Source organism: Haloferula luteola (genome assembly GCF_014201715.1).
In the GTDB taxonomy this organism is placed as follows: Bacteria; Verrucomicrobiota; Verrucomicrobiia; order Verrucomicrobiales; family Akkermansiaceae; genus Haloferula; species Haloferula luteola.
This window is the reverse complement of sequence record NZ_JACHFD010000023.1, coordinates 1-21,351: the sequence shown is the minus strand read 5'-3', so window position 1 is coordinate 21,351 and position 21,351 is coordinate 1. Positions and strand designations below refer to the sequence as shown.

The 21,351-nt window shown below is 58.4% G+C and carries 23 protein-coding genes and 1 tRNA gene; 6 read left to right on the top strand and 18 right to left on the bottom strand.

Translation table 11 applies throughout. The features are described from left to right. Positions 1-3 precede the first annotated feature (3 nt). Together HNR46_RS17050 and HNR46_RS17045 are read right to left on the bottom strand one after the other, a co-directional pair. Positions 4-321: a hypothetical protein gene (locus tag HNR46_RS17050; protein ID WP_184020987.1), complete on the bottom strand. Its 318-nt coding sequence runs from the start codon at positions 319-321 to the stop codon at positions 4-6. Positions 322-411: 90 nt separating this feature from the next. Then, the gene (locus HNR46_RS17045) at positions 412-2,628 is read right to left on the bottom strand and encodes an alginate lyase family protein (protein ID WP_184020984.1); all 2,217 of its coding nucleotides are present in this window, start codon (positions 2,626-2,628) and stop codon (positions 412-414) included. Positions 2,629-2,865: 237 nt separating this feature from the next. Between HNR46_RS17045 and HNR46_RS17040 the strand changes: the two genes are divergently transcribed. Then, positions 2,866-3,321, top strand: a complete 456-nt coding sequence (locus HNR46_RS17040) for an SdpI family protein (RefSeq protein WP_221285241.1) — start codon at positions 2,866-2,868, stop codon at positions 3,319-3,321. On the opposite strand, the gene HNR46_RS17035 is transcribed toward HNR46_RS17040, so the two are convergent. From HNR46_RS17035 to trxB, 3 genes are all read right to left on the bottom strand, one after another. Then, positions 3,266-3,703 carry a hypothetical protein gene (locus HNR46_RS17035; protein WP_221285240.1) on the bottom strand — a complete coding sequence of 146 codons (438 nt, stop codon included), beginning with the start codon at positions 3,701-3,703 and terminating at the stop codon, positions 3,266-3,268. The two genes, HNR46_RS17040 and HNR46_RS17035, sit on opposite strands and share 56 nt — an antisense overlap. A gap of 236 nt (positions 3,704-3,939) precedes the next feature. After that, positions 3,940-4,019, bottom strand: a tRNA-Leu gene (locus tag HNR46_RS17030). Positions 4,020-4,091: 72 nt separating this feature from the next. Further along, positions 4,092-5,015, bottom strand: a complete 924-nt coding sequence (gene trxB, locus HNR46_RS17025) for a thioredoxin-disulfide reductase (protein WP_184020978.1) — start codon at positions 5,013-5,015, stop codon at positions 4,092-4,094. Positions 5,016-5,173: 158 nt separating this feature from the next. Between trxB and ligA the strand changes: the two genes are divergently transcribed. The 5 genes from ligA (at position 5,174) to HNR46_RS17000 (ending at position 10,210) form a co-directional block, all read left to right on the top strand. Continuing rightward, positions 5,174-7,327, top strand: coding sequence for an NAD-dependent DNA ligase LigA (ligA, locus tag HNR46_RS17020; protein ID WP_184020976.1), 2,154 nt, complete (start codon positions 5,174-5,176; stop codon positions 7,325-7,327). 50 nt (positions 7,328-7,377) lie between these two features. Next, positions 7,378-8,043 carry a phosphoribosylanthranilate isomerase gene (locus HNR46_RS17015; protein WP_184020974.1) on the top strand — a complete coding sequence of 222 codons (666 nt, stop codon included), beginning with the start codon at positions 7,378-7,380 and terminating at the stop codon, positions 8,041-8,043. Positions 8,044-8,178: 135 nt separating this feature from the next. Further along, positions 8,179-8,607, top strand: coding sequence for a hypothetical protein (locus tag HNR46_RS17010; protein ID WP_184020972.1), 429 nt, complete (start codon positions 8,179-8,181; stop codon positions 8,605-8,607). Between the two features lie 2 nt (positions 8,608-8,609). Further along, a complete protein-coding gene (locus HNR46_RS17005) occupies positions 8,610-9,377 on the top strand; it encodes a metal ABC transporter ATP-binding protein (protein WP_184020969.1) in 768 nt (255 codons plus the stop codon). Next, complete coding sequence (locus HNR46_RS17000; protein WP_184020967.1) at positions 9,374-10,210, top strand: metal ABC transporter permease; 837 nt, start codon at positions 9,374-9,376, stop codon at positions 10,208-10,210. Before HNR46_RS17005 ends, HNR46_RS17000 begins: the two co-directional genes overlap by 4 nt. Before the next feature lie 97 nt (positions 10,211-10,307). On the opposite strand, the gene HNR46_RS16995 is transcribed toward HNR46_RS17000, so the two are convergent. From HNR46_RS16995 to HNR46_RS16940, 13 genes are all read right to left on the bottom strand, one after another. Beyond that, complete coding sequence (locus HNR46_RS16995; protein ID WP_184020965.1) at positions 10,308-11,435, bottom strand: zinc-dependent alcohol dehydrogenase; 1,128 nt, start codon at positions 11,433-11,435, stop codon at positions 10,308-10,310. A gap of 296 nt (positions 11,436-11,731) precedes the next feature. Next, positions 11,732-12,418 (bottom strand): DUF1275 family protein, encoded by a 687-nt coding sequence (locus tag HNR46_RS16990; protein ID WP_184020963.1) that lies wholly within the window; start codon positions 12,416-12,418, stop codon positions 11,732-11,734. 304 nt (positions 12,419-12,722) lie between these two features. Continuing rightward, positions 12,723-12,986 (bottom strand): hypothetical protein, encoded by a 264-nt coding sequence (locus HNR46_RS16985; protein WP_184020961.1) that lies wholly within the window; start codon positions 12,984-12,986, stop codon positions 12,723-12,725. A gap of 327 nt (positions 12,987-13,313) precedes the next feature. Next, positions 13,314-13,511 (bottom strand): hypothetical protein, encoded by a 198-nt coding sequence (locus HNR46_RS16980; protein ID WP_184020958.1) that lies wholly within the window; start codon positions 13,509-13,511, stop codon positions 13,314-13,316. 55 nt (positions 13,512-13,566) lie between these two features. Continuing rightward, complete coding sequence (locus HNR46_RS16975) at positions 13,567-13,992, bottom strand: cytidine deaminase family protein (RefSeq protein ID WP_184020955.1); 426 nt, start codon at positions 13,990-13,992, stop codon at positions 13,567-13,569. 561 nt (positions 13,993-14,553) lie between these two features. Continuing rightward, entirely contained in the window at positions 14,554-14,892 is a 339-nt protein-coding gene (locus HNR46_RS16970) for a hypothetical protein (RefSeq protein ID WP_184020952.1), read from the bottom strand. Positions 14,893-15,014: 122 nt separating this feature from the next. After that, a complete protein-coding gene (locus HNR46_RS16965; RefSeq protein ID WP_184020950.1) occupies positions 15,015-15,743 on the bottom strand; it encodes a hypothetical protein in 729 nt (242 codons plus the stop codon). Positions 15,744-15,844: 101 nt separating this feature from the next. Continuing rightward, positions 15,845-16,633 (bottom strand): metallophosphoesterase, encoded by a 789-nt coding sequence (locus tag HNR46_RS16960; RefSeq protein WP_184020946.1) that lies wholly within the window; start codon positions 16,631-16,633, stop codon positions 15,845-15,847. A gap of 191 nt (positions 16,634-16,824) precedes the next feature. Then, positions 16,825-16,953, bottom strand: coding sequence for a hypothetical protein (locus HNR46_RS21255; protein ID WP_281375603.1), 129 nt, complete (start codon positions 16,951-16,953; stop codon positions 16,825-16,827). Between the two features lie 260 nt (positions 16,954-17,213). Then, a complete protein-coding gene (locus tag HNR46_RS21250; protein ID WP_281375602.1) occupies positions 17,214-17,348 on the bottom strand; it encodes a hypothetical protein in 135 nt (44 codons plus the stop codon). A 593-nt stretch (positions 17,349-17,941) separates the two neighbouring features. Further along, a complete protein-coding gene (locus HNR46_RS16950; protein WP_184020940.1) occupies positions 17,942-18,580 on the bottom strand; it encodes an IS110 family transposase in 639 nt (212 codons plus the stop codon). Between the two features lie 701 nt (positions 18,581-19,281). Further along, positions 19,282-19,878 carry a hypothetical protein gene (locus HNR46_RS16945; RefSeq protein WP_184020937.1) on the bottom strand — a complete coding sequence of 199 codons (597 nt, stop codon included), beginning with the start codon at positions 19,876-19,878 and terminating at the stop codon, positions 19,282-19,284. Between the two features lie 594 nt (positions 19,879-20,472). After that, entirely contained in the window at positions 20,473-20,919 is a 447-nt protein-coding gene (locus HNR46_RS16940; protein WP_184020934.1) for a hypothetical protein, read from the bottom strand. Positions 20,920-21,351 lie beyond the last annotated feature (432 nt).

Genomic DNA, 21,351 nt, shown 5'->3' with positions numbered 1-21,351 from the left:
CACTTAGGCGAAGGCCAAGACACAGGCACCAAACATCAACGAGAGGCAAAGAATCCCCTCCCCCAACCAATAACAGAAGATCAGCCACGCCAGGGAACCCCCTCGATAGCGAACTCTAACCGCTCTCCCGAACAACGGCGATAGCACCAGGATCGACCCCAACACCAAGACCGGAATCATCAGAATCGCATCGGAATCGCCGCGAGAAAATGCCAGTGTCCACGGCAACACAAACGCAAGCAGCGGCGGAAGCCCTAGGCTCACCCAAAGTTTGCCCCGTGGAATTTCGGGCGGCTGATCAGGGGGGATCGGTTCGTTCATCGGTAGATGGGGCCTTCAACCCAGCCCCCCTTTTTAGCCGACCATCCCTCTTGTCGACGAGCGGAAATCGCGCCAAGCCCTCCTCGCCGCTCAGCGGGAGTCCTCCGCCGCATCCGAAAAGCCGCCCCGATGGTAGGCTCGAACGCGATAGCGAAAATCGCCAGGCTTCTGGACACCTGTCGATCGAAACTCCCGAGCCGTGGCAGGAAGATCCGCCACCTCTCCGAACTCTCGACCTCGCTCCGAACTCTCAATCTTGAAGCCTGCCAGCTCCGTCCCCTCCTCCTCATAGCGCCATCTCAACTGGACGTTTTTTCCTTCGACTGACACCTCCAGATCTTCTGGGGAAGGTGGAGGTTGCGGAGTTTTCGCCTCCAAGGTCGATTGACAGAACAAAGCACTCCCTTCCGGCTGCCCCGACACCCAAAAGCCCACCTCAACCCGCTCCGGAAAGGCCAGGGTCGCATTCCCCATCTCATACCATTCCACGCCATTCGACGATTGTGAGGCGGTCAACTTCGCCCCTTGCCGCTGTAATCGAAACCAAACCGGCAACCAGGTATAGTCGCATCCGCGTTGTTGCTCCTGCCTCCCTCCCCTTTCGGAGCGACTCCAAAACCGCGCCTGTCGACCGCCCGCCTCCCCCGTCGTTACCGCCGCGAACTTACCATCTTTTTCTCCCGGAAGACGAACCCACAGTCCCGCCCGGTCGACACCCTTTTCCCAACTCACGAGACGCGCCGAAAAGCAAAAGTCTCCCTGCCATGAGGTCAACACTCCTCCCTCCATTCCCGGAGCTGCTGGCACCCGGAACGAGCCTCCTTCCCCTGGCGAATAGCCAGCAACCGTCCCCTCTGACACCCATCCCGGCGGCAACGCTTCCTTCCCTTGTGGCTTGGCCTCCACCACTGCGGAAGGCTCGCTTTGACCCGACCCGTTCCGAGCCGCCACCCGATACTGATACACCCTCCCAGGGATCACGTCCCGATCAAGATAGTGGGGCGTCGTCCAATTCCTATCGGCATGGATGCTCTCCCAACGATCTTCGCCTACACGACGACGAAAAACCTCATGACCATGAGTCGTCATCGCACCCGATGGCGACCACTCCAAGACCACCCGCTCCAATCCCGCGGTTGCCCTCACATCCAAAGGCGTCGGGGGGGGCGACACCGCGGGGAACGGCGATCTCTCCGCGTCCAAAGTGAAGACCAGGGTTCCATATCCAAAGACATCGATCTCCCCAGGCTCAGGCCGTCTCAACTCGGCAAATCGCTGCACATGAGGTGCCTCCAAACCCTTCCGCACCCCATAGTGATTGTAGAGGAGTTCGAAGTGGGAAGCATCCAATCTGCCGTGATAATTCTCAGAAATGCAGTACTGATTGGCCTGATCGCTATTGGTGTAGAATTGATACGGCACCCCTTTCCATAGGGTGAACTGCGCGGTCGATTCCGCTGCTGCCAAGAGGCGATTCCCCTCGGCACCAAAAAGATCGACACCTTGGTTCCAAGCCACTTGGCACATCTCCGCCATCAATCCCATTCCCCCCATCACATGCGCTTGGTCCCGGCCACTTTCTTGCCACTGTCCCAACCCTCCCGCGTGCACATACGGCACGGCGTGCAAAAGCCTCCCCTGACCCTTGCCGTGATGGAAATACTCGATGCCCTCGTCAAAAATCGCCGGGGCATCAGCATAGACCCCGATTGCGACCAACGCCAACATGTTGCAGATATCCCAATTGGCCCACCACTTGTCATCTTCCGCCCCTCGATGGTTCACGAGAAAGTCATGACACACCGGATAAAAGTATTTCACCAACAGCTCTTTGAACTTCTCCTGCTCGGCAGCGGACCATTCCGGGTCATCCCTTAAAACTTCTGCCGCAAGGGCAAAACTGCCGATCGGAATCCCGCTCAGACCTGGTTGATCCCGACCATGCGGAACCTCCTTCACCGTATCCGCCCAACCATTGAGAATCCTCCTGGCACAGGCCGCATGCTCCCCATCACCAGAGATCCGCCACCTGAGCGCATTCAGATAAGCCGCCGTCGCATCATCCTGCGCCCGTTGCCGACTTGCCATATGAGGATGGGGAGAAGAACGGTAATCAACCGCCGACTTCGGATCCTGCAGCAGGGCATTCCACCCATCGATCCAGGGATGAGCCCCGGCCGCCACCTTTTCCCGCATCCGCTCAAAGTCGACTTCCGTATGCAGCCCGCCCGGATGAATGAAATCCCGAGCCCATGCCGAAATCGTCAGCACACTCCCTAGCAGGGCCCTTCCCCAAACTCGTGGCATTGTGATCACCCCTCCCTCTACGAGGCGAATTCAGCCGTTCTCATCTTTCTTTCCACAGAAATTCCCCTTTTTCACAACGGGACTCTCTCACCATCAGCCCTTCATGGAAGGACCCCGAATCGCTTTTTTCTTGGGGGAAAAACGATCGGGGCCTTCCGTAGGGGCCAGCCCAGTGGGACTGGCCGGGTTGTGCGGTGCCAGGGAAAGGGTGAGCAGTCTTGCTTGTTTGAAACATGGATGGATTTCCTATTCCTGAAAATCCCCTCAATTGGAGGAACTCCCTTTTTCCCGAACTTGATGGGTGCCTCGAATTCTGAAACCATGCTGCTGATGAAGATGGCCGACTTTTCCTCAATCTATCTCGGCACGGGATTCCTCATCTGCGCACTCAGCCTCCCTCTTTTCTTTCGGAAGATTCCGATGAATTCCTTCTACGGAGTTCGCTTTGCAGCTTCCTATCGCTCCCCCGAAGCTTGGTTTGCCATCAACCATCACGGAGGGAAGGCCCTGCTCCTCGCGGCACTTCCCATCCTGGGGGTCGGCCTCTTTGGCCGAATTTTTCAGAATGCATGGCAAGATGCTTCCATCACCTATGCGAGCATCGGCGGGGCCATTGTGTTTTCATCACTCCTCACCGCTACCGTTCATTCCGCGGTGATCGCCCGGCGTATCGGTCGCCAACTTCAGGGTTGATCACTCCGGCCATTCTCCGCCGCTGAAGGAGTCTGCCAGCCACGGTGATCAGCGCCCAGGCCATGCCGATTCCCACCCCCAGTCCGGCCATGGCTCCCGCACCCCATCCCCACCCTGGAGAAATCGTCTCTTCCCCATTCAGCGCCATCGCCCATCCAAGGATTCCTCCCACCCCCCCGCCGACCGCGGCCCCCACCTGCAACGCCATCGCCCGGACCGCAGCCGCCGGTCGCCCACTTTTCCATCCCACCCACAAAGACGACGTCACCATCCCCGTAGCCATCAGCAGGGCGATCATTCCACCCACCATCAATCCCAACGCCAAACCCACCCCGATCAGCAACAACGCGACCATCAGAAAAATCACTCCCACGAAACCCATTCCCCAGAGCTTAACGAATCTCCCACTCGGCGGAAATCCCAATCTTCTGATGAAAAGCTGCCGGGGCGTATCCGCTTTCCCACCTCCCGCTTCGAAAACCAAACGCATCAAAAAGCGCATGCTCACCTCAGAGTCAGCTCCCTTGGTGGGTCCTCCCCTCTCCAACCTCTTTCAGAATCTCCTGAAACCCTCCGCTGGACGGCTTCACTCGCCGAGTGCACCGAACCCAAGAAAAATAGCGGCTGTGGGACTCGAACCCACACTCCGAAGAACTCGATTTTGAGTCGAGCGCGTCTACCAATTCCGCCAAGCCGCCCTTGGGGTGCGCGGATGTATGCCCGCCCCAGCGCCTCCACGCAAGCGACAAATGGGGCAGGATCAAAACCGTTTAGTGACCCGCGAGGAAACGCTCCGCTTCCAAGGCTGCTGCACAGCCTTGGCCTGCCGCCGTAATCGCCTGCCGGTAGAAGTGATCCGCCACGTCACCCGCCGCAAACAAACCCGCCGTTTTGGTCGTGGTTCGCCCCGGGTTCTGCAGGATGTAGCCGTTCTCATCCAGATCGACGAGGTCGCCCAGGAACTGGCTGTTCGGAACGTGCCCGATCGCCACGAACACGCACTTCACTTCCAGTTCCTTCTCGCTGCCATCCACCGTGCTTTGCAGCATCACCGCACGCATTTCACCCGACTCATCCGTCAGATACTGGGAAATGGTGCTGTTCCAAACTGGCTCAATCTTCGGATTGTCCAAAGCCCGCTCGGCCATGATTTTCGACGCACGAAGCTCATCCCGACGGTGAATCAAATACACCTTGCTGGCGAATCGAGTCAGGAAATCAGCCTCTTCGCAGGCACTGTCGCCACCACCGATCACGCAGACCGGGACATCGCGATAAAACGCACCGTCGCAGGTCGCGCACGAGGTCAGGCCGTGACCGATCAATCCCATTTCTCCTTCGATGCCCAAGTGCCGAGGTGCCGCGCCCGTGGCCACAATCACCGTTTTCGCTTCGAGCGTCTTTTCCCCGGTCTTCACTTCGAAGTGACCCGCCTCCGTCTTGGTGATCGACTCCACCTTGGCAAACTCGATGCGTGCACCGAACTTCTCCGCTTGTTGCTGCATGTTCATCATCAACTGCGGTCCCATGATTCCCTCAGGGAAACCCGGAAAGTTCTCCACCTCCGTCGTCGTCGTCAACTGACCACCCGGCTGCGTTCCAGTGAGCATGAGAGGCGAGAGATTCGCGCGTGCCGTGTAGATGGCGGAGGTGTAGCCCGCGCATCCGGTTCCGATGATGATGACGTTTTCCATGAGGTCTGAGAGTCTTGGCTGCACGGAGTATTCCGGCGGAAAAACGCCGGGGTCAACCCCGGGGGCGGTCTTGAATCACCAGAATCGCCTCCACGGGGAATCCCACGAAGATTTCTCGCCCCATCCCTACCGATCGTGGGTAAAAATGCCCCGCCGCCATGGACGACCTCTTTTCCCAAGCTGAACCATCCCCCCCAGAACTCCGCATCGCCCAGCTGCGGAAGGAGATCCGCCACCACGACGATCTCTACTACCTTCAAGCGGCACCCAAGATCTCAGACTCCGACTACGACCGGCTGTTTCGTGAACTCGAAACCTTGGAATCACAGCACCCGGAATATGCCGATCCCAATTCCCCGACCCAACGCGTCGGCGGCCAACCCATCGAAGGATTCACTCAGGTGAAACACCTCGTTCCCATGCTCTCCATCGACGATGTCTTCGAGCTCGACCCCGCCACCACCGACTCTCCGGCTGCCGAGCTGATCGCTTTCTATCAACGCCTTCAAAAGAATCTCGATCGCGAAAATATCGACGTCACCGTTGAGCCCAAGATCGATGGCGTCGCCGTTTCCCTGGTCTATCGTGAAGGAGTGCTCGCCTACGCCGCGACCCGCGGCGACGGCGAAACCGGGGACGACATCACCCACAACGTCCGCACCATTCGCAGCGTGCCCCTTCATCTCTCCGGGACAGCCCCGAGCCTGCTAGAAGTGCGAGGCGAAATTTTCATGCCGAACGAAGCCTTCGCGGCCATGAACGCCGAGCGCGACGAACAGGGATTGCCCACCTTTGCCAACCCTCGAAACGCCACCGCGGGTACCCTGAAGCAGCTGGATCCCAAAAAAGTCGCCGATCGGCCGCTCGAATTCCTCGCCCACGGCATCGGAGCCTACGAAGGCCCCGAATTGACCACCGAAGATGACTTTTCGGCCCTCCTCTCCCAGTTGTCGATTCCTCGCAATCAACCCCTTCTTCACGTCACCTCTCTGGATCAGCTTTTGGTCGCAATCGAGCAGCTCAACCACGAGCGCCACCACCTCGCCTACGGCACCGATGGCGCCGTCGTGAAAGTCTCCAGCTACCAAGAGCGCCGACAGCTCGGCTTTCGCTCTCGAGCACCCCGCTGGGCCGCTGCCTACAAGTTCAGACCCGAACAGAAGGAAACCGTCCTCAATGCCATCACCATCCAGGTCGGTCGAACCGGTGTCCTCACCCCAGTGGCCGAACTCGAACCGGTGCTGGTCTCCGGCACTACCGTTTCGAGGGCGACTCTCCACAACGAAGAGGAAATTCAACGCAAAGACGTCCGGATTCACGACACGGTACTCATTGAAAAGGCCGGCGAAATCATCCCCGCAGTCGTCAAAGTCATCCTCGAAAAGCGACCCCACGGCACCCAACCCTTCTCCCTCTTCGACCATGTTGGAGGAAAATGCCCGTCCTGCGGTGGACCCATCGCCCGTGAGGAAGGCTTCGTCGCTTGGCGCTGTGGAAACTTCGAATGTCCGGCTCAGGCCGTTTCCAAGATCAAGCAGTTCGCCTCCCGCAAAGCCCTCGATATTGAGGGCGTCGGCGAAACCGTCGCGGAAGCTCTCGTCTCGCGCGGCCATTGCACCACGCCGCTTGATCTCTTCACCCTGTCCCACGAACAGCTCGCCACCCTTAATCTCGGAACCGACGAGGAACCTCGACGCTTCGGAGAAAAAAACGCGACCAAGGTCGTGGAGTCGCTCGAGCGTGCCCGCATCAAGCCCCTCGATCGCTGGCTCTTCGCCATGGGTATCCGACAAGTCGGAGAATCCGCCTCCAAGGAACTCGCTCGGCTCCATGAACAATTGCCCGATCTCGCCCACTCGGAAGTCCTCCGCGCTCTGCGCGATGACAACCGCGCCGACGCCAAAAAGAAGAACGAAGTCCTCCTCCCCTATCAGGTTTCGGCCGATGTCGGCGGAGCCGTCGCGGAGAGCGTGCTCACCTTCTTCGAATCCGATGCCGGACAGCATGTCCTTGAGCGCATGGAAGCCCTGCAACTCGATCCTCGCTCCAGCAACTTTCTGCCCAAACCCGGCGAGGCCGACCTCGATACCTTGCCCCTCGCCGGCAAAACCTTCGTCCTCACCGGAACTCTCAGCATCGGACGCGACGAAATGAAGCGGCAGCTCGAAAGCAAGGGAGCCAAAGTCAGCGGTAGCATTTCCAAAAACACCGACTACCTCCTCGCAGGCGAGGGCGGAGGATCGAAACGCGACAAGGCAGAAAAACTCGGCGTTCAAGTCATCACCGAAGACCAAGCCCGCGAAATGCTCTGATACTCGATTTCCCGAGTGCACCCCTTTCCCTTCCCAACCATCCTTCCCTCGTGCTCGCCTCCTTTCTCGATCCCGCCACCTGCTCGCTGAAAATCTGCGGAGTGACCCGGGCCAGCGACGCCGAAAGACTCGCCGAACTCGGCGTCGATGCCCTCGGAGTCAACTTCTGGCCTAAATCGAAGCGCTTCCTCGATCCCTCCGCTGCTGCATTTCTGGAACCCCTCGCAGGTCGCATCCTGCGCGTCGGGGTCTTCGTCAATGCCGGCACCGAACTTCCCCGCCAACTCATGGAAAAAGGCTGGCTCGATGCCGTCCAGTTGCATGGGGATGAACCTGTCTCCGACCTCGAAACGCTCGCCGCGGCCGGCGTCCCTGTCATCCGCGCGCTATCCTCTGCCTCCGCCTCCTTCGAGGTCGCACCGCACGAGTGCGAGCTCATGGCGGCCCTGCTCTTGGATGCCCACGCACCCGGGATCTACGGCGGCACCGGACAAACCATCAACTGGACGGCGGCAGGAACGTTCATCCACCAGCATCCTCAGCTTTCAATTCTGCTCGCTGGCGGCATCGTCCCGTCCAACGCCGCCGAAGCCATTCGCACGGTCCGCCCCTGCGCCCTCGACATTGCCTCCGGCGCCGAGTCCTCTCCCGGAGTCAAAGATTTCGAAAAAGTCTCCCTCCTTCTTCAGGCCTGCACCGAAAGCACCGCTCATTGAGCAGCCCGTGCCCACCCCATCTGCCCACCATCCCAAGAGAGGAAACAGGTCGACTCGACCGACCTTGCCCACCGAAAGAAAACGCAATCCTCTTGCATCTACATCCTCGCGGCCTTTCATTCCCGCCGGCTGCTCATGCGTGGTTCACCGATCTTCCGCACTCTCTTCCTCGTCCTTGGCCTCGTGCTGGCGGCGGCAGGAGTCCACACCCTGACCCGGCCCCGCACTCCCGTCGCGCCCAGTTTCTCCCCTGCGGCGACAACCTCGCCCGCTAAAGCGCAGAGCATTCCCTTCGAGCTCACCCTCTCCGCCGCCGCACGGGAAGTCGTGATCGAGTCCAACGGCGAGACTCAGACCTTCACTCCTGCCGGCCCACTCCTCTCCGGACACCTTCTCGCCACGGGCGAACATCCCACCATTTTCCTCACCATCCTCTGGGTGGAAGCCGATGCCACCCCCCGCTTCGCCAAGCTCCGCCTCGAGCCTCCCGGCTCAGCCACGCGCAGTCACACCTTCGACGCCGTCGGCGATCTCGAAGACGTCTGGGAACCTCATTTGCACTGACCATGGATTCCGCTCACCATGATTGCTGCCAACACCACGACCACCATCACGAGTTAGTCGTCGACGATGTAGGCGTGCGCTACCGCCGCCTCACCGCACTGGATCATGTCAGCTTGGCCACCTCCTGCGGCAATCGGGTAGCCCTGATCGGCCCCAATGGCGCCGGCAAATCCACCCTGATCAAAGCGATCGCCGGACTCGTCCCGCGCACCACCGGCACCATCCGCTGGCGTGGCAGTGCCGTCCGCCGTTGGTCCCGGGAATTCGCCTACCTCCCTCAACGCGAGGAAGTCGACTGGTCCTTTCCCATCACCGTGCGCGGGCTCGTCGAAATGGGTCGCTACCCCCAAACGGGCATGTGGGGCCGGTTTTCCGACAATGATCATCAAGCCGTCGAGCAAGCCTTGGCGACCCTGGATCTTCTCGACCTCGCCGATCGCCAAATCCGAGAACTCTCCGGCGGCCAACAACAACGGGCCTTCCTCGCTCGCTCGATCGCACAGGAAGCTCACGTCCTGCTTCTCGACGAACCCTTCACCGGTCTGGATCGCCGCGCATCCTTCCAATTGGGAGAAACCCTGGGTGAGCTCGCCCGCGAAGGCCGCCTCATCATCGCCTCTCATCACGACCTCAACACCGTCGTGCCGCTTTTCGACGAAGCCTTGCTGCTCGCCACCCAGCCCATCGCCTTCGGTCCCACCACCGAGGTTCTCACTCCGGAAAATCTTGCTCTCACTTTCAACGAGACCCCGCCCGTTTCCGCGAAATGAACGAACTCCTCCATAGCCCGTTCTTCCAACGCGCCCTCGCCGCCGCTCTCGTCATCGGCTTCGCCAACGGGTTTTTCAGCGGCTTTGTCGTGCTGCGGAAACACGCGCTCTCCGTCAGCGCCCTCTCCCACACCATGCTGCCCGGCATCACCTTGGGGATCGTCGTCGCGGGTGCTCTCACCCAAGCCAGCGCCTTTCTTGGAGCACTCTTCGCCGCCTTGATCGTCGGACTCGGTTCCGTCGCCGTCGCCCGCGGAAATCGAATTTCCCAAGGCACCGCCCTCGCCGTCATCTACACGACCGCCTTTGCCGCCGGAGTCGCCATCTTGCCCCGACTCGAAACCCGCCAAGAGCTCGAACATTGGTTGTTCGGAGACATCCTCGCCGTCGGCACTGTCGACCTCTGGACCGCCCTCGGAATCGGTGGCTTCATGCTCGTCACGGCCAATCTGCTTTTCCGTCCCATGTTGCTCACTTTGTTTGAACCAAACGTCGCAGCAGCCCAGGGCGTTCCCGTACGAACGATGCAGTACCTCACCTTTGGCCTGCTCGCGCTCTCCCTTGTAGCCTCCCTCCAAGCGGTCGGTTGCGTCCTTTCCGTAGGACTCCTCGTTGCTCCCGCAGCGACGGTTTCCCTCCTATCGGATCGCACTCCTCTCCTCTTCTGGGGCGGAGGAATTCTCGGTGCCGTCGGAGCCGTGGCGGGTGTCCTCCTCGCAGGCATCACCAATCTGGCCCCCGGTCCCGTCATCGTCATGGTCCTCGGACTTCTCTTCCTGTTGGCGTGGCTCTTCAGTCCCAAATACGGAGTCATCACCCGTCCCAGAGCCTGACCCCCAACATTCACCGCGAACCACGGCCTCCCGTCTCCCCCGGAGATGAAAACCCCCACCGCTTGAGAAGCGAATCCGCAGGGGAACTCTTACACTCTTATCCCCCCACACACGAATCACGCCGGAGAACCAACTTCGTCGTCTTCTCCAAATAGGCCTGAGGGGCCTCTTCCCAATCGGCGATAAGCGTGCTGACCCATTCCGGATGGAAGGATCCTCGACGGATCAGATCCAGCACCTCGGGCAAAACCGCACGAGGATGAGAAACGCCGACATGAAGCGTCGAACTATTCAGATACATTTGAAAAAGCGGCACCGGAGTTCCTTTCAAAAAGTGAAATCCCACGCAGGTGCAATGACCTCCTGGGGCCAGCACCCGGATCGCATACTGAAGCCCGGAAATTTGGGCGCTCGCATCCACCGTGATCAACGGCCTGATCTTTCCCGGAGGTTGCCCCGACCGGTACCAACGGCTCCGCTTATCGAGAACAACTGGCTGTCCTCCCAATCGCTCCGCAATCCCCAACCGCACCCGGCAGTCGTCGAGATAGTCGATGTTTGAAGCCCCCAAGGCTTTCGCGATGCCGACAGCATAAAGCCCAATACTCTTCGCCCCGCCCCCCACCACCAAAACCGGAGCGCCAGGATACTTTGCCAGCATCGGGGCCACCGTCCTCCAGGCATCTGGAATATTGTCGCTCGCTGGAGCAAGAACCGTCGAATCGATCCCCTCGGGAGCCGCCACAAGCGTTCCCATGGCATGGGGAACTCGAATGAGATCGCTGACCATCCCTCCAAATCCTCCAAGGCATTCCCCGAAACCATATCCTGACAAAACCCGGCCGGGATGCACCCCACGACATTTCGAAGTCAGCCCCAGCCGACAATTCTCGCAGCTTCCACAAGAAATCGACCAAGGGACAATCACTCTTTCCCCGACAGCAAAGCCCTTCACCCCGTCACCCAAAGCCACGATCTCACCCACGCATTCGTGCCCGATCGCAAACGGAGTGGCTGCGAAATCTCGCGAGGCTGGATCGAAAACATGCAGAGCGTTTCCCGCCTTGAGAATCCCGGGAAGCGGGTAGTGCAAATAGGCACAATCCCCGTCGCAACGCGAAGCTGCCAGCGGTCGCACCAGGGCATCGTCCGGAGCTCGCAGTTCCGGCATCGGAACCTCCCGCCAATCCACTTTCCCCTTACCTTGATAGACCAACTCTCTCATTCTCCCACCTCTCGATTGATCCTAAAAAACCGCCAAACAAGGATCCTCGCAACTCCCGCTTTTGAAGCTCGTCCGATGCCCTTCCTCTCGACTGAGAAAACTCCCAAGCGACCCCAGAGGCCCCTGCTCTCATCTCTTCGGAAACGAGGGGGGTGTTCCGAGATGCGAGAGCAGGGACCCGGGTTGCGTCAGCAGGGGGGAGCCGCTGACCACATGCGGTGCGGACCTACCCATACCCCATCCATTCTTAAGTTCTCGTGAAGACCTCTGATTTCGAGGCGACCCATCACACATTCTCACCGCCGGGATTGAGGCCATCTCTTGCAAATCGACCACGTCAGGCCTCCGACCGCATATGCCACCCCGCATCCACCCAGAACCGGTGCGCCGAAACCGATTCGCAACCAAGCCGCAACGCTCGCTCCAAAAGCAAAGGATACCGCCAACCACAGAGGAGTCGTGATTTTCCAAAGCTCCACCTGGCAACCTCTCAACCGCATCCCCACCAAGTGACCAAGATCGGTCAGCAATCCAGTGAGGTGAGTGGTCCGAAGAATCAGACCTCGGTAGCGGGTCGCCAGGGCATTCTGAAAACCGCAGGCCCCCGCCGCGAGAAAGCAGGCCCCGATAGGGAACCTCTCGAAGATCGCCTGAGCGAGCAACAGCACTCCACCGATTCCCAGAATAGCTCTCCCATAAGGCCGATGGGCATCGACCCGAGGATGATGAATGAAATACCCCGACATCGCCGCACCCGCCACAAAGCCCCCAATCGACACCACCAATACCATCACCGAACTCCCCCAATGAACCTCATGGCGAGCCACTTCAATGGTCACTCGCGAAAAATCGCCCGTGAGATGACTGACCGAAATCCCAGCCCGAATCATGAAGTCGGCATTCACCGCCGCAGCCAATGCCGCCAACAGACAGCCCCCTCCTAAAACTCGACCTTGGGTCAAATCGATCTGAGGAATGGCCACCGCCGATTCTCAAGTGAGATTCAAACCTCGGTCAAGAGCGCGACGGGACCCCCGGAACCTCAGATCGTCTTCCTCTCGCCACCATCCCTCCGGAAAAATCGAAAATCCCCATCAAAGGAAGGGCCTCGTGCCACTCCGGGGGAAGAGAGATCCGAGGCCCTTGGGGGAATTTCGGTGCGGGGGCACCAAGAGGTGTGTGTTGGAGCTTCCTTGGCTCGGCGCAAACCTCGCAGGAATCTCACAACCCGCCAATTCCCGCAATTGGGGGGACCTGCCATTCCCCCCTTTTGATTCTGCCGCCTGATCAAACCCTGAAGTCACCTACCTCGTAGCGGCTACAGACTTCGATCAGCGTCATGATCCTCGTTGCGACGACGGCCTCAATCTCACCGGAGATTTTCACCAGCACGATATCGGTGTCCCCGCCTTCGTCCAAGGCGAGCGAAAGGCACAGGGTTTCGCGCTGTCCGCGAAGCGGATAATCAAACCACCGCTCCTCCAAATCTGAAGTCCCTTGCATCCCATAGCGGACAGCTTCCCAGTCTTCATCCTCAAATCTGGCCTCCATTCCAACCGCAGCAGACTCCAAAAACGGCCTGAGGTTCCGATTCCATATCCACCCTCCCATGCATTCACCGCGATCCTCCATCTCTGCCTTCATTTCTTGAGACCCTTCGCCAGCCGCATCTTCAGAGCCCCTTCGCCCCCCGATCCGCCGCACGTCTCCGCCGCAGTCAGGATTCCGATGCCTCCTCTCGGGGTCTCCCCCCAAAGAACGGCATCTTCCAGATACCCGGGGCCCCGGCTTCGACAGTGAATGATCATTCGAGAACCATGGTGGACAGCAGGCGCGGACCTTCCGGACTCGGTGCTTCAGAGGATTTGGCGAGGCGCTCTAATGGGTGAGAAGCTTCCACCCGATCCAACCGATCATTGGAATCCCCACGACCACCCCCGTTCCGATCCAGGCGAACCACTTCCAGAACCTCATGCTGCGACGATCCCACTCCGATGGACCGACCGTCGAATCCTCATGGGAACGCTTCGCCGCTTCAAATGGCGCCCGTAGCAGCTCAATGATTTCGTAGAACATCGACTCAGTAGATAGAGAAGTTTTTCTGCCAACCGTCAAAGCGGGACCCTCCACTTCAATCGATGGGACCCAGCGCCTCATCCGCAGTTGGGGATGACTGAAGCCAGTGATGGGGTAAAAGTTCAACGAGCCTTACGGCGCGGCTCTCATCGAGGAGGACGAGAGCATCGGCATTGCGCGGGTCAATCTGGGCTAGAAACTCACGGCATCGCCCACAGGGCGTGAGAACTCCCTCATCCGTCACGGCAACAATCGATTCGATCTGAGTTTCACCGGCCTTGATCATCTCCGCAGCCGCCGCGTGCTCAGCACAGAACCCCAGTCCGCAACTAAGGTGAATACAAACACCCGTGTAGATCTGGCCAGTGACGGACCGGATCGCAGATGCCACCGTAGCAGCATCATGGTCGGAACGACCCAAAATGATGGGTCGAACCAATGGCCTCGCCGCGGCGATCAAAGCTCTATGGCTGGGGTTCATGAGTGACGCAGCAAACGCTCAAGGCCATTGGGAGCAACCTCGGGTCGCCCGAGGCTTGCTTGGGGTGGTAAAGTCGTTGGATGTGCCTGCCTGTTGAACCTGTCGAAAAAAACCTCTTCCCGCCAGCTTTGATTCGCCCCTCGGTGATTCATTCGGCACCTTCCACGACCTCCTCATGGCACGCTTCATTCAGCCCGAATACCACCAAGCCCAGTGACTCGGGTGGTCCTTCGACGATCTCATCGAACCCGGCTCCTTCGACCAGGCCATGTTTCACCTCGTCGAGACCCGCTACGGCAGTTCGTCCCTCGCCGACCGGCCACCTCCCCGCCCGGACCGGAGCCTGAAAAGATGATCTGTGGCAACCCTCCTTCGGCGCCACCCCATGAGAGGCTCCATTCGTGCCCAAAATCCCGCTGAGTCGCGAACCCCAGAATCCCAGCCGACCCGCCTAAATCCGCATCCTTCATCGCCCGTCGCCTATGGGCCCCCGGCATTCACACCCGCCAGGGCTATTCGACCGTCTCGTTGGCTTTTGGTTTTGTCTCCAGCATCCACCACTCAAAATCCGGCCGCTTCGATAAAAGCCAGCGTTGGGGAAATATTGGAAATCATCGCTATCCCCCCAAGAACTGTCACCGCAAAAAGACTCTTATCCTTGATCGTCATTACAACAAGTGAAACAACGCAGGCCGCTAAGGCGGGCAATGACGCGATCCATACGCAGAACCAGAGCCATCCAAGGGGCTGGACTGCATCCAAGTAGGGTAACGCCAAGGTGAAACCTCCTACCAGAATGGCTGTGCATCCGCCGACAAAGCACGGGAATCTTCGTCGCGACTTCAAGACAATCATCAAGAAACCTGCCATCACTGATATCGCAGCGAAAATTGTCGTCATGTTTTGAGACGATGCCCTATGGCTGCGACTTGAAGCAGTCGGGCACCGCAGGAGTGGGTTGAGGATTGGAAAAGATGTGTCGTGTCAGCTTCTTTCCGTGGGCGATCCCGCGTCAACGGGACCTACCCAGCATCAGACGATTGCAACGAATGCTTTTCCATTTGGCGCGCGAATTGCGCCCGGCGACCGTAGCGATTGAAGCCCATCAACGCGATGTCTCTCGTTGCGGACTGCTGAATACCGGGTGGAATCGGGAATGGCAGTTGGGTGCTTCCGAAGTGTGTGGCGATCAAAAACCGCACGTGTTCTCTAGCGAAGACAGGATCGCCATAAACACTCTGTCGATTTGAGTGAATCTTCTCTACAATCACTTCCGAATCGGTGTAGCGCAACTCCACAACATGCAGTAAGCAGCCTGTCCAGCTGCGTCGAATGTAAAGGAGTGAATCGTAGGCATAGAAATCCCACTTATCTTCCATCTTCTTGGCGAAGAATATTACGCCATCCTCTCGAGTTCCGTTGTAGGGAAATCTCAAGTCCGATTCCACGGTGAAACTGTCTTCGGGTAGGGTGCCGATACAGCCCTTTCCGTCGTCTGCTCGAAGACGATTAAATGACTCTACGATGCTCTTATCAAAAGTGCCCGCAGTGAACCTTAGCGCGACTGTGCGGCAATCCAGAACTTCGCAATCGAAAGAATTCTCGGGGGCATCAGCGGGCAGCCACACAAGCTCGCGAACCCATTCTTCCTTATCGCCTGCATCGCCGCTTCCTGACGCTGGTTGGACATCATCACCGCCCTTGCCGCCAGTGAATAGGCAGGCGATTGCAGCCATGAGTTTGCGGATCATTTCTTTGGCAAACGTCAGAGCAAAGCAACCGCCTGACGGCAGCCGCGCGTTGACGGTGGGTTGAGAGTTCTAATCACGGGAAAAATTCGACTCGGAGCGGGTCAGGCGGTTGGGTGCTGCATCTGATGAAACTCTTGTTGTTCCCTAGAGAGGTCGACTAAAAGTCCGGGATCGAATCTCGGGTTGGGATCATCCACGTAAGCCCGAGGATTGGACAAAATCCGCGTCCTGCCAATCCGGTAATCCTGCGAATGGTGGATGTGGCCGTGAATCCAAAGCAATGGAGAATGGTCCTCGATAAACTGGTCGAGGTGTGAGGCATACGCGCAACTGATAACATCCTTCTGGCGTCGTTCTGGCAGCGACCGAATCGAAGGTGCATGATGGGTGACAACCACCGAACGCCGCGGATCTCCGGCCTCCAAAAAACTCGCGATGTGGCGCACGGTCTCGTGATGCAATGCTCGGGTATCGACTGGCCTTAGCTTCCGATACGAAGGGGTCTTCCGAATCCTCTTGTAGTCGTTCATCTGCAGTGCTTCCAGCGCGCCAACGTGGTGATCGCCGAGAAGCGCCAAGTCTGTCCACAGGGTAGCGCCGAAGAATCGAAAGCCTCCGATCTCGATGGATTCGTTCTCAAGGAGATGGACGTTCGATCCGGCGGCTTCATCCCGAATCTTATCGAGCAACCGAGGAAGCTTCTCCCCGTAGTATTCGTGATTCCCCGCTAGGTAGATCACAGGGATCTCCGGAAAATGATCTCGTATCCACCGAATCCCGTTCAGCTTGACGTGAACGTCTCCGGCAAGCACCACAAGATCGGCCTCGACCTTCGGAAGATCGATTGGCCCAAACTCAAGGTGGAGATCACTGAGGACGTGGATTCGCATGCAATTTCTTCACAGAACGTCAGAGAAATGGCGATCCCGACCATCATGGCGGTGCTCCGATTCTCGTTGCCGGATGGAACCACCAAAACCGCAACGCAACAAGGCCGCTGAAAAGCGGTCGTCCTCCTTCGGCTTGTTGAACCTGTCGAAAAAAACCTCTTCCCGCCAGCTTTGATTCGCCCCTCGGTGATTCATTCGGCACCTTCCACGACCTCCTCATGGCACGCTTCATTCAGCCCGAATACCACCAAACCCAGTGACTCGGGTGGTCCTTCGACGATCTCATCGAACCCGGCTCCTTCGACCAGGTCATGTTTCACCTCGTCGAGACCCGCTACGGCAGTCCGTCCCTCGCCGACCGGCCACCTCCCCGCCCGGACCGGAGCCTGAAAAGATGATCTGTGGCAACCCACCTTCGGCGCCACCCCATGAGAGGCTCCATCCGTGCCCAAGAGCCCGTTGAGTCGCGAACCCCAGAATCCCAGCCGGCCCGCCTAAATCCGCATCCTTCATCGCCCGTCGCCTATGGGCCCCCGGCATTCACACCCGCCAGGGCTATTCGACCGTCTCGTTGGCCTTTTCATGTTCTGTAGCCGTAGATGCGAGCCAGTCCGTCGTTCATCTCAAAATCGACCTCGCAGCCGAACTCTAGAATGACCTCGCCAGTTCGGACCTCGATCCACTCAATTTCTCGGTAGTATATAGGTCCAGACATCCCATCAAAGCAAGTCTCCTCGAAACACGAAGCTAGCAAATCTCGATATTCGAATGGCTCATTCGACTTGAGAACCTTGACCAGAGTGTGACTCCCGGAATGCTTCTTCTGATCCTCCAACTGTGCATGCAGGTCGCTAAAGATTCGGCGCCACTTGGAGTCACTAGCGCATGAAGTCACCGCGCTACTCAGACCCGTTCGTTTGAGCCGTTCATCCTGAAGTCTTCGGCGTTTGCCTAAGATTTCAGCGTTTTTGTGCTTATGGTTGGTCGAGTCCATCATTTCTTAGGCCAACCTCAGAGTGTAGGCGGACGTGCCCTGGACTGTCCAGAGCACAGCGAACTAGAGACTTTGTCGCGGTTGCTTGCCACGGCTTCCATGAGGAGACAGTCAACATGGGATTGAGGTTCACCTCAACATCTCATCATGTGGTTGAGGTTTGCGAGTCTCCCCCCGCTCCCCGGGGTGACGGGAGGGGCGAAGCCTCCGGTCGGAGGGGGCGATCCGTCGGTGGCCGGTGCTGGCGCTGGCACCGGGATCGTTCCGGCATCTCGTCGTTCTCGTTTCATCGGACGGTAGACCGCCTCGTCGTACTACAGGGTGAGCCGCAGCACGGCCAGCTTGCGGGCGACGGCGACGACCGGCTTCTTCTTCGCCCCCGGGCCGCCAAGCTCGCCGAGTTCGAGGCCCTTGCGCTTGAGCCGACAGTCGGGTCCGAAGGGACCCAGGATGTCCTGCGCAGCGCTGATCAGGAGCTTGTGCAGGTAGGCGTCGCCGGCTTTGGAAATGCGCAGCGGCTTGTCGCTGTCGCCGGACGGGTCGCGCTGGGAATCCTCGGTGGCGTCGCGGACCGGCGAAAGCCGCTTCTCGTCGCAGCGCGTGAGGCAGGCGAGCATTTCGCCGTCGCGGCGGTCGCACTTGCGGTCGTTCTGCCAGGTGGAGCGGACCTTGCGCGGGTGGGCAACCAGCACCCGGTGGCCGAGCCCCTCGAAGTGGCGGCTTGTCCAGGGGCTGTGCATGCCCACCTCGAACACGATCAACGCGCCATGGTATCGTTCGCTGAGCTTGTCGAGCGAGGGACGGGTGTTGGGGATGCTTCTTTCTTTGATGATCTCCACGTCAGTTCCGAGCACGCAGACGGCATGCTTCCGGTCGCCAAGCTCAAGTCCGATGGTTGGGGTGATGAGTTGGTTTTCATCGCAGCAAGGAGTTTGCCCCACCAGGCCAGTCACGGCCCTGCTGCCTTCTCATCGATTCTTGTTCGCTCTGGTTCCTCATGCCGCTTCATCGAGCCCAATTCGGGATGCCTCTGGCGGAGGCGAAGCTTCGGCCAGAATTGGGAGCCAATCTCCCCCGGTGGTGTCCAGTGTCGCACTTCAATCCTGAAGCCACCCATTTTCATCTTACGACGGAGCAACCATGGAGTTCAATCCCGACGGCGTTCCTTCATTCTGGTCCGTCTGAAAACTCTTAGGAACGCTACTCCAACGGCCCATACCGTGAGAGACAGTGTACTCAAAGTCAGATAAAGCCAGAGCCCCCACCTCTCCAAACTTTCGTATCGACTATATTGCTTGAAAAATGGCAAGGACTCGACGACCGAGCAGACATCATCAATCAAAAGGGCTGGACCAGTAATGATCGTTGTGTGCCACCATGGAGGCTCGGACATTCCGATGAAGCCAGCGCGGTAAAGATAGAGCGCACACGAAATCGAGCAGTAGGCTACTGCAAAGCAACACAATGCGCTCCACCAGAAAATCGGCTTGGTCATCGCTTTTTACCGTACGTCCTCCTATGCCTGCCCGGGGCGAGGCTTCGACTGTGGGTCGACTGTTGAATGGTCATGGCGGATTGGGCTTGTGGCAGGTCAGGCGCCAATCGGGCCGACCTAAGGAGTAAGTGATTGCGAGCCAGCGGCTTGGACACCTTGTTAGCCTTCATTGTGCGTTGTGAGCAGAACCGTCTGAACAATCTCTCCGTCTAGAATCGAGAGAGAAACTTCACCAGAGTAGCGCTTCACGTCAGGAGCGGAACTGCAATCGCCAGTGACCTTGACGCGAAGTCGCCTCGGGTCAATCCATTCAATCGGCGTCTCCCGACACCATCTGAATATCGAATCCTTCCTGAGGTTCTTGAGAGCATAGTCAGTCAAATCCGGAGTCTTCACCTCCGATACGCCTTGATCCACCGAAAACAACTTGAGTTGCGAAGTCCGCTTAGTGGTGCTGATCATGAGGGCGAAGTGCTTTGAGCCGGGTGACCACAGAATCGGCAAGTTCGCTGGTTCCGCGTCCTGCGGGTAGCTGGCGTAGCCCGCGATTGGCAACCGAGCGAATACGGCATCGGGCTCCTTCTGATAAAGGAGCAGGTCATCGCGTCCGTCAGCAACGTCATCCGACGGCTCTGTCCGCGCAGTGAAGCGTCCATCTGGAGAAATACTGTTCGGCACCTCGGTGGATTCGGCAGCCGAAGCACCAATTACGCCAAGAAACGCGACAGCTAAAACGAGGAGTGAGGTTCGATTCACGGGTTACTCTTTTTTGGGCACAACGTCTCAGGCCACCGAACCCCTGACGGGGACGAGCCTGTGACTCTGGGTTTGGGTTGTAGTGATCATGACGAATGGCAGCAAGGCGGTCAGGGGTTCGGCGCGGCGAGTTGTTCTGCCAATTGTTCCAGATCATTCGAGCGCCCCGCTATGCGCCCTTGTCGGATCTTGCCTCGGCCTCACAGCGCAACTCCTCATTTTTTCTTTTGGTGGCAGAGTTAACAGGACCCTGGTCGAGTATCCGAACAGCTAATCCGCAAGCTCCCAGACCACGGTAGAATGCATAGGGGGCGACAATGATGAAGTATGCCACACCTAGTAGGCTCAGAGGCCATGCGGAATGCTCAGGCAGGAAATACAGCGGCAGCAATGCCAGGCTTGTCATAATCCCCGCCCCGTAAATGCGGAGGGCTATACCTACGCCCTTACTCCATCGACTGATCATTCTCTTTCTAGAATTAGATTCAGACATTTTTCTGGCAAACGTCCAAGCTCACCCGATCCTGACGGAGAGCCCGGTTTCGACTGCGGTTGGAGGGTTCATGTTACAAAGAGAAATCGACACGGGGCGCGTCAGGATTTGGGTGCAGCGCCTTGTTCTGCCTTGCTTTTTCGGGATTCGAGATAGTGGTCGAGGGAAGAGAGTATTCCAAGATGCGCTCCAAATATCCGCATCTTCGTTCCGTCTGAGAATTGAAGCTTCGCAGCGAAAAGCCCAGCCGGAGAAATTATCGAGACGAAATCTGACGCACGCGCTCGGGAAATCGTCCATCGCTCTAGAAAACGGTGCTCTACCCAGTCTCCGAGAATGTGGATACTGAACATCAAAGATGGTACTATCGCCAATCCAATTACTAATGCAGGAACGACAATAATGAATGTCAATGGAATCAGCCGCTCGGGTGGGAGCTTCTCGTAGAACACGATCATCAGCGCGCTGAAAATATAGCCAACCGCACCGATGATCAATCCGACGATCACGCCTCGCTTCAAGTGGTCTGCTGTATTGCCGTAGCGCATCGAATTTTTGGCAAGACCCTATGGCTGCGACTTGAAGCAGTCGGGCACCGTTGGCGTAGGTTGAGGGTTGGGAAAGTGGTGTCGTGGCTGGTTCAAATCGTAGGCTGTCCCGCGTGAACGGGACCTATCCAACATCAATCGATTGCAACGAATGAAAACGAACTCAGACACGAACCGCGCACTCTACCTTGGACTTGATGTCCATAAAGAGCAAACTGTCATCGCCATCCTGGAGGGCTCCCGCGACGCGGAGCCACGCGCGTAGGGATCGGTCACCACCTCGCAGCACGCGCTGGAGCGCGCCATGCACCACAACAAGATCAAGACCGCCGTCGCCCGCGAGTTGTGCGCCTTCGTCTGGGAACTCGGCACCCGTTTCGAATCGCAGCAACCCCAACCCTGAGAACCCCGCTCCACCTTCCCTGTTTCAAA

What these genes read in the sequence shown, in the direction of transcription:
- HNR46_RS17050 (WP_184020987.1), bottom strand. Translation starts at nt 321, where the DNA reads ATGAACGAACCGATCCCCCCTGATCAGCCGCCCGAAATTCCACGGGGC.
- HNR46_RS17045 (WP_184020984.1), bottom strand. Translation starts at nt 2,628, where the DNA reads ATGCCACGAGTTTGGGGAAGGGCCCTGCTAGGGAGTGTGCTGACGATT.
- HNR46_RS17040 (WP_221285241.1), top strand. Translation starts at nt 2,866, where the DNA reads ATGGATTTCCTATTCCTGAAAATCCCCTCAATTGGAGGAACTCCCTTT.
- HNR46_RS17035 (WP_221285240.1), bottom strand. Translation starts at nt 3,703, where the DNA reads ATGGGTTTCGTGGGAGTGATTTTTCTGATGGTCGCGTTGTTGCTGATC.
- trxB (WP_184020978.1), bottom strand. Translation starts at nt 5,015, where the DNA reads ATGGAAAACGTCATCATCATCGGAACCGGATGCGCGGGCTACACCTCC.
- ligA (WP_184020976.1), top strand. Translation starts at nt 5,174, where the DNA reads ATGGACGACCTCTTTTCCCAAGCTGAACCATCCCCCCCAGAACTCCGC.
- HNR46_RS17010 (WP_184020972.1), top strand. Translation starts at nt 8,179, where the DNA reads ATGCGTGGTTCACCGATCTTCCGCACTCTCTTCCTCGTCCTTGGCCTC.
- HNR46_RS17005 (WP_184020969.1), top strand. Translation starts at nt 8,610, where the DNA reads ATGGATTCCGCTCACCATGATTGCTGCCAACACCACGACCACCATCAC.
- HNR46_RS17000 (WP_184020967.1), top strand. Translation starts at nt 9,374, where the DNA reads ATGAACGAACTCCTCCATAGCCCGTTCTTCCAACGCGCCCTCGCCGCC.
- HNR46_RS16995 (WP_184020965.1), bottom strand. Translation starts at nt 11,435, where the DNA reads ATGAGAGAGTTGGTCTATCAAGGTAAGGGGAAAGTGGATTGGCGGGAG.
- HNR46_RS16985 (WP_184020961.1), bottom strand. Translation starts at nt 12,986, where the DNA reads ATGGAGGCCAGATTTGAGGATGAAGACTGGGAAGCTGTCCGCTATGGG.
- HNR46_RS16980 (WP_184020958.1), bottom strand. Translation starts at nt 13,511, where the DNA reads ATGTTCTACGAAATCATTGAGCTGCTACGGGCGCCATTTGAAGCGGCG.
- HNR46_RS16975 (WP_184020955.1), bottom strand. Translation starts at nt 13,992, where the DNA reads ATGAACCCCAGCCATAGAGCTTTGATCGCCGCGGCGAGGCCATTGGTT.
- HNR46_RS16970 (WP_184020952.1), bottom strand. Translation starts at nt 14,892, where the DNA reads ATGACGACAATTTTCGCTGCGATATCAGTGATGGCAGGTTTCTTGATG.
- HNR46_RS16965 (WP_184020950.1), bottom strand. Translation starts at nt 15,743, where the DNA reads ATGATCCGCAAACTCATGGCTGCAATCGCCTGCCTATTCACTGGCGGC.
- HNR46_RS16960 (WP_184020946.1), bottom strand. Translation starts at nt 16,633, where the DNA reads ATGCGAATCCACGTCCTCAGTGATCTCCACCTTGAGTTTGGGCCAATC.
- HNR46_RS21250 (WP_281375602.1), bottom strand. Translation starts at nt 17,348, where the DNA reads ATGTCTGGACCTATATACTACCGAGAAATTGAGTGGATCGAGGTCCGA.
- HNR46_RS16940 (WP_184020934.1), bottom strand. Translation starts at nt 20,919, where the DNA reads ATGCGCTACGGCAATACAGCAGACCACTTGAAGCGAGGCGTGATCGTC.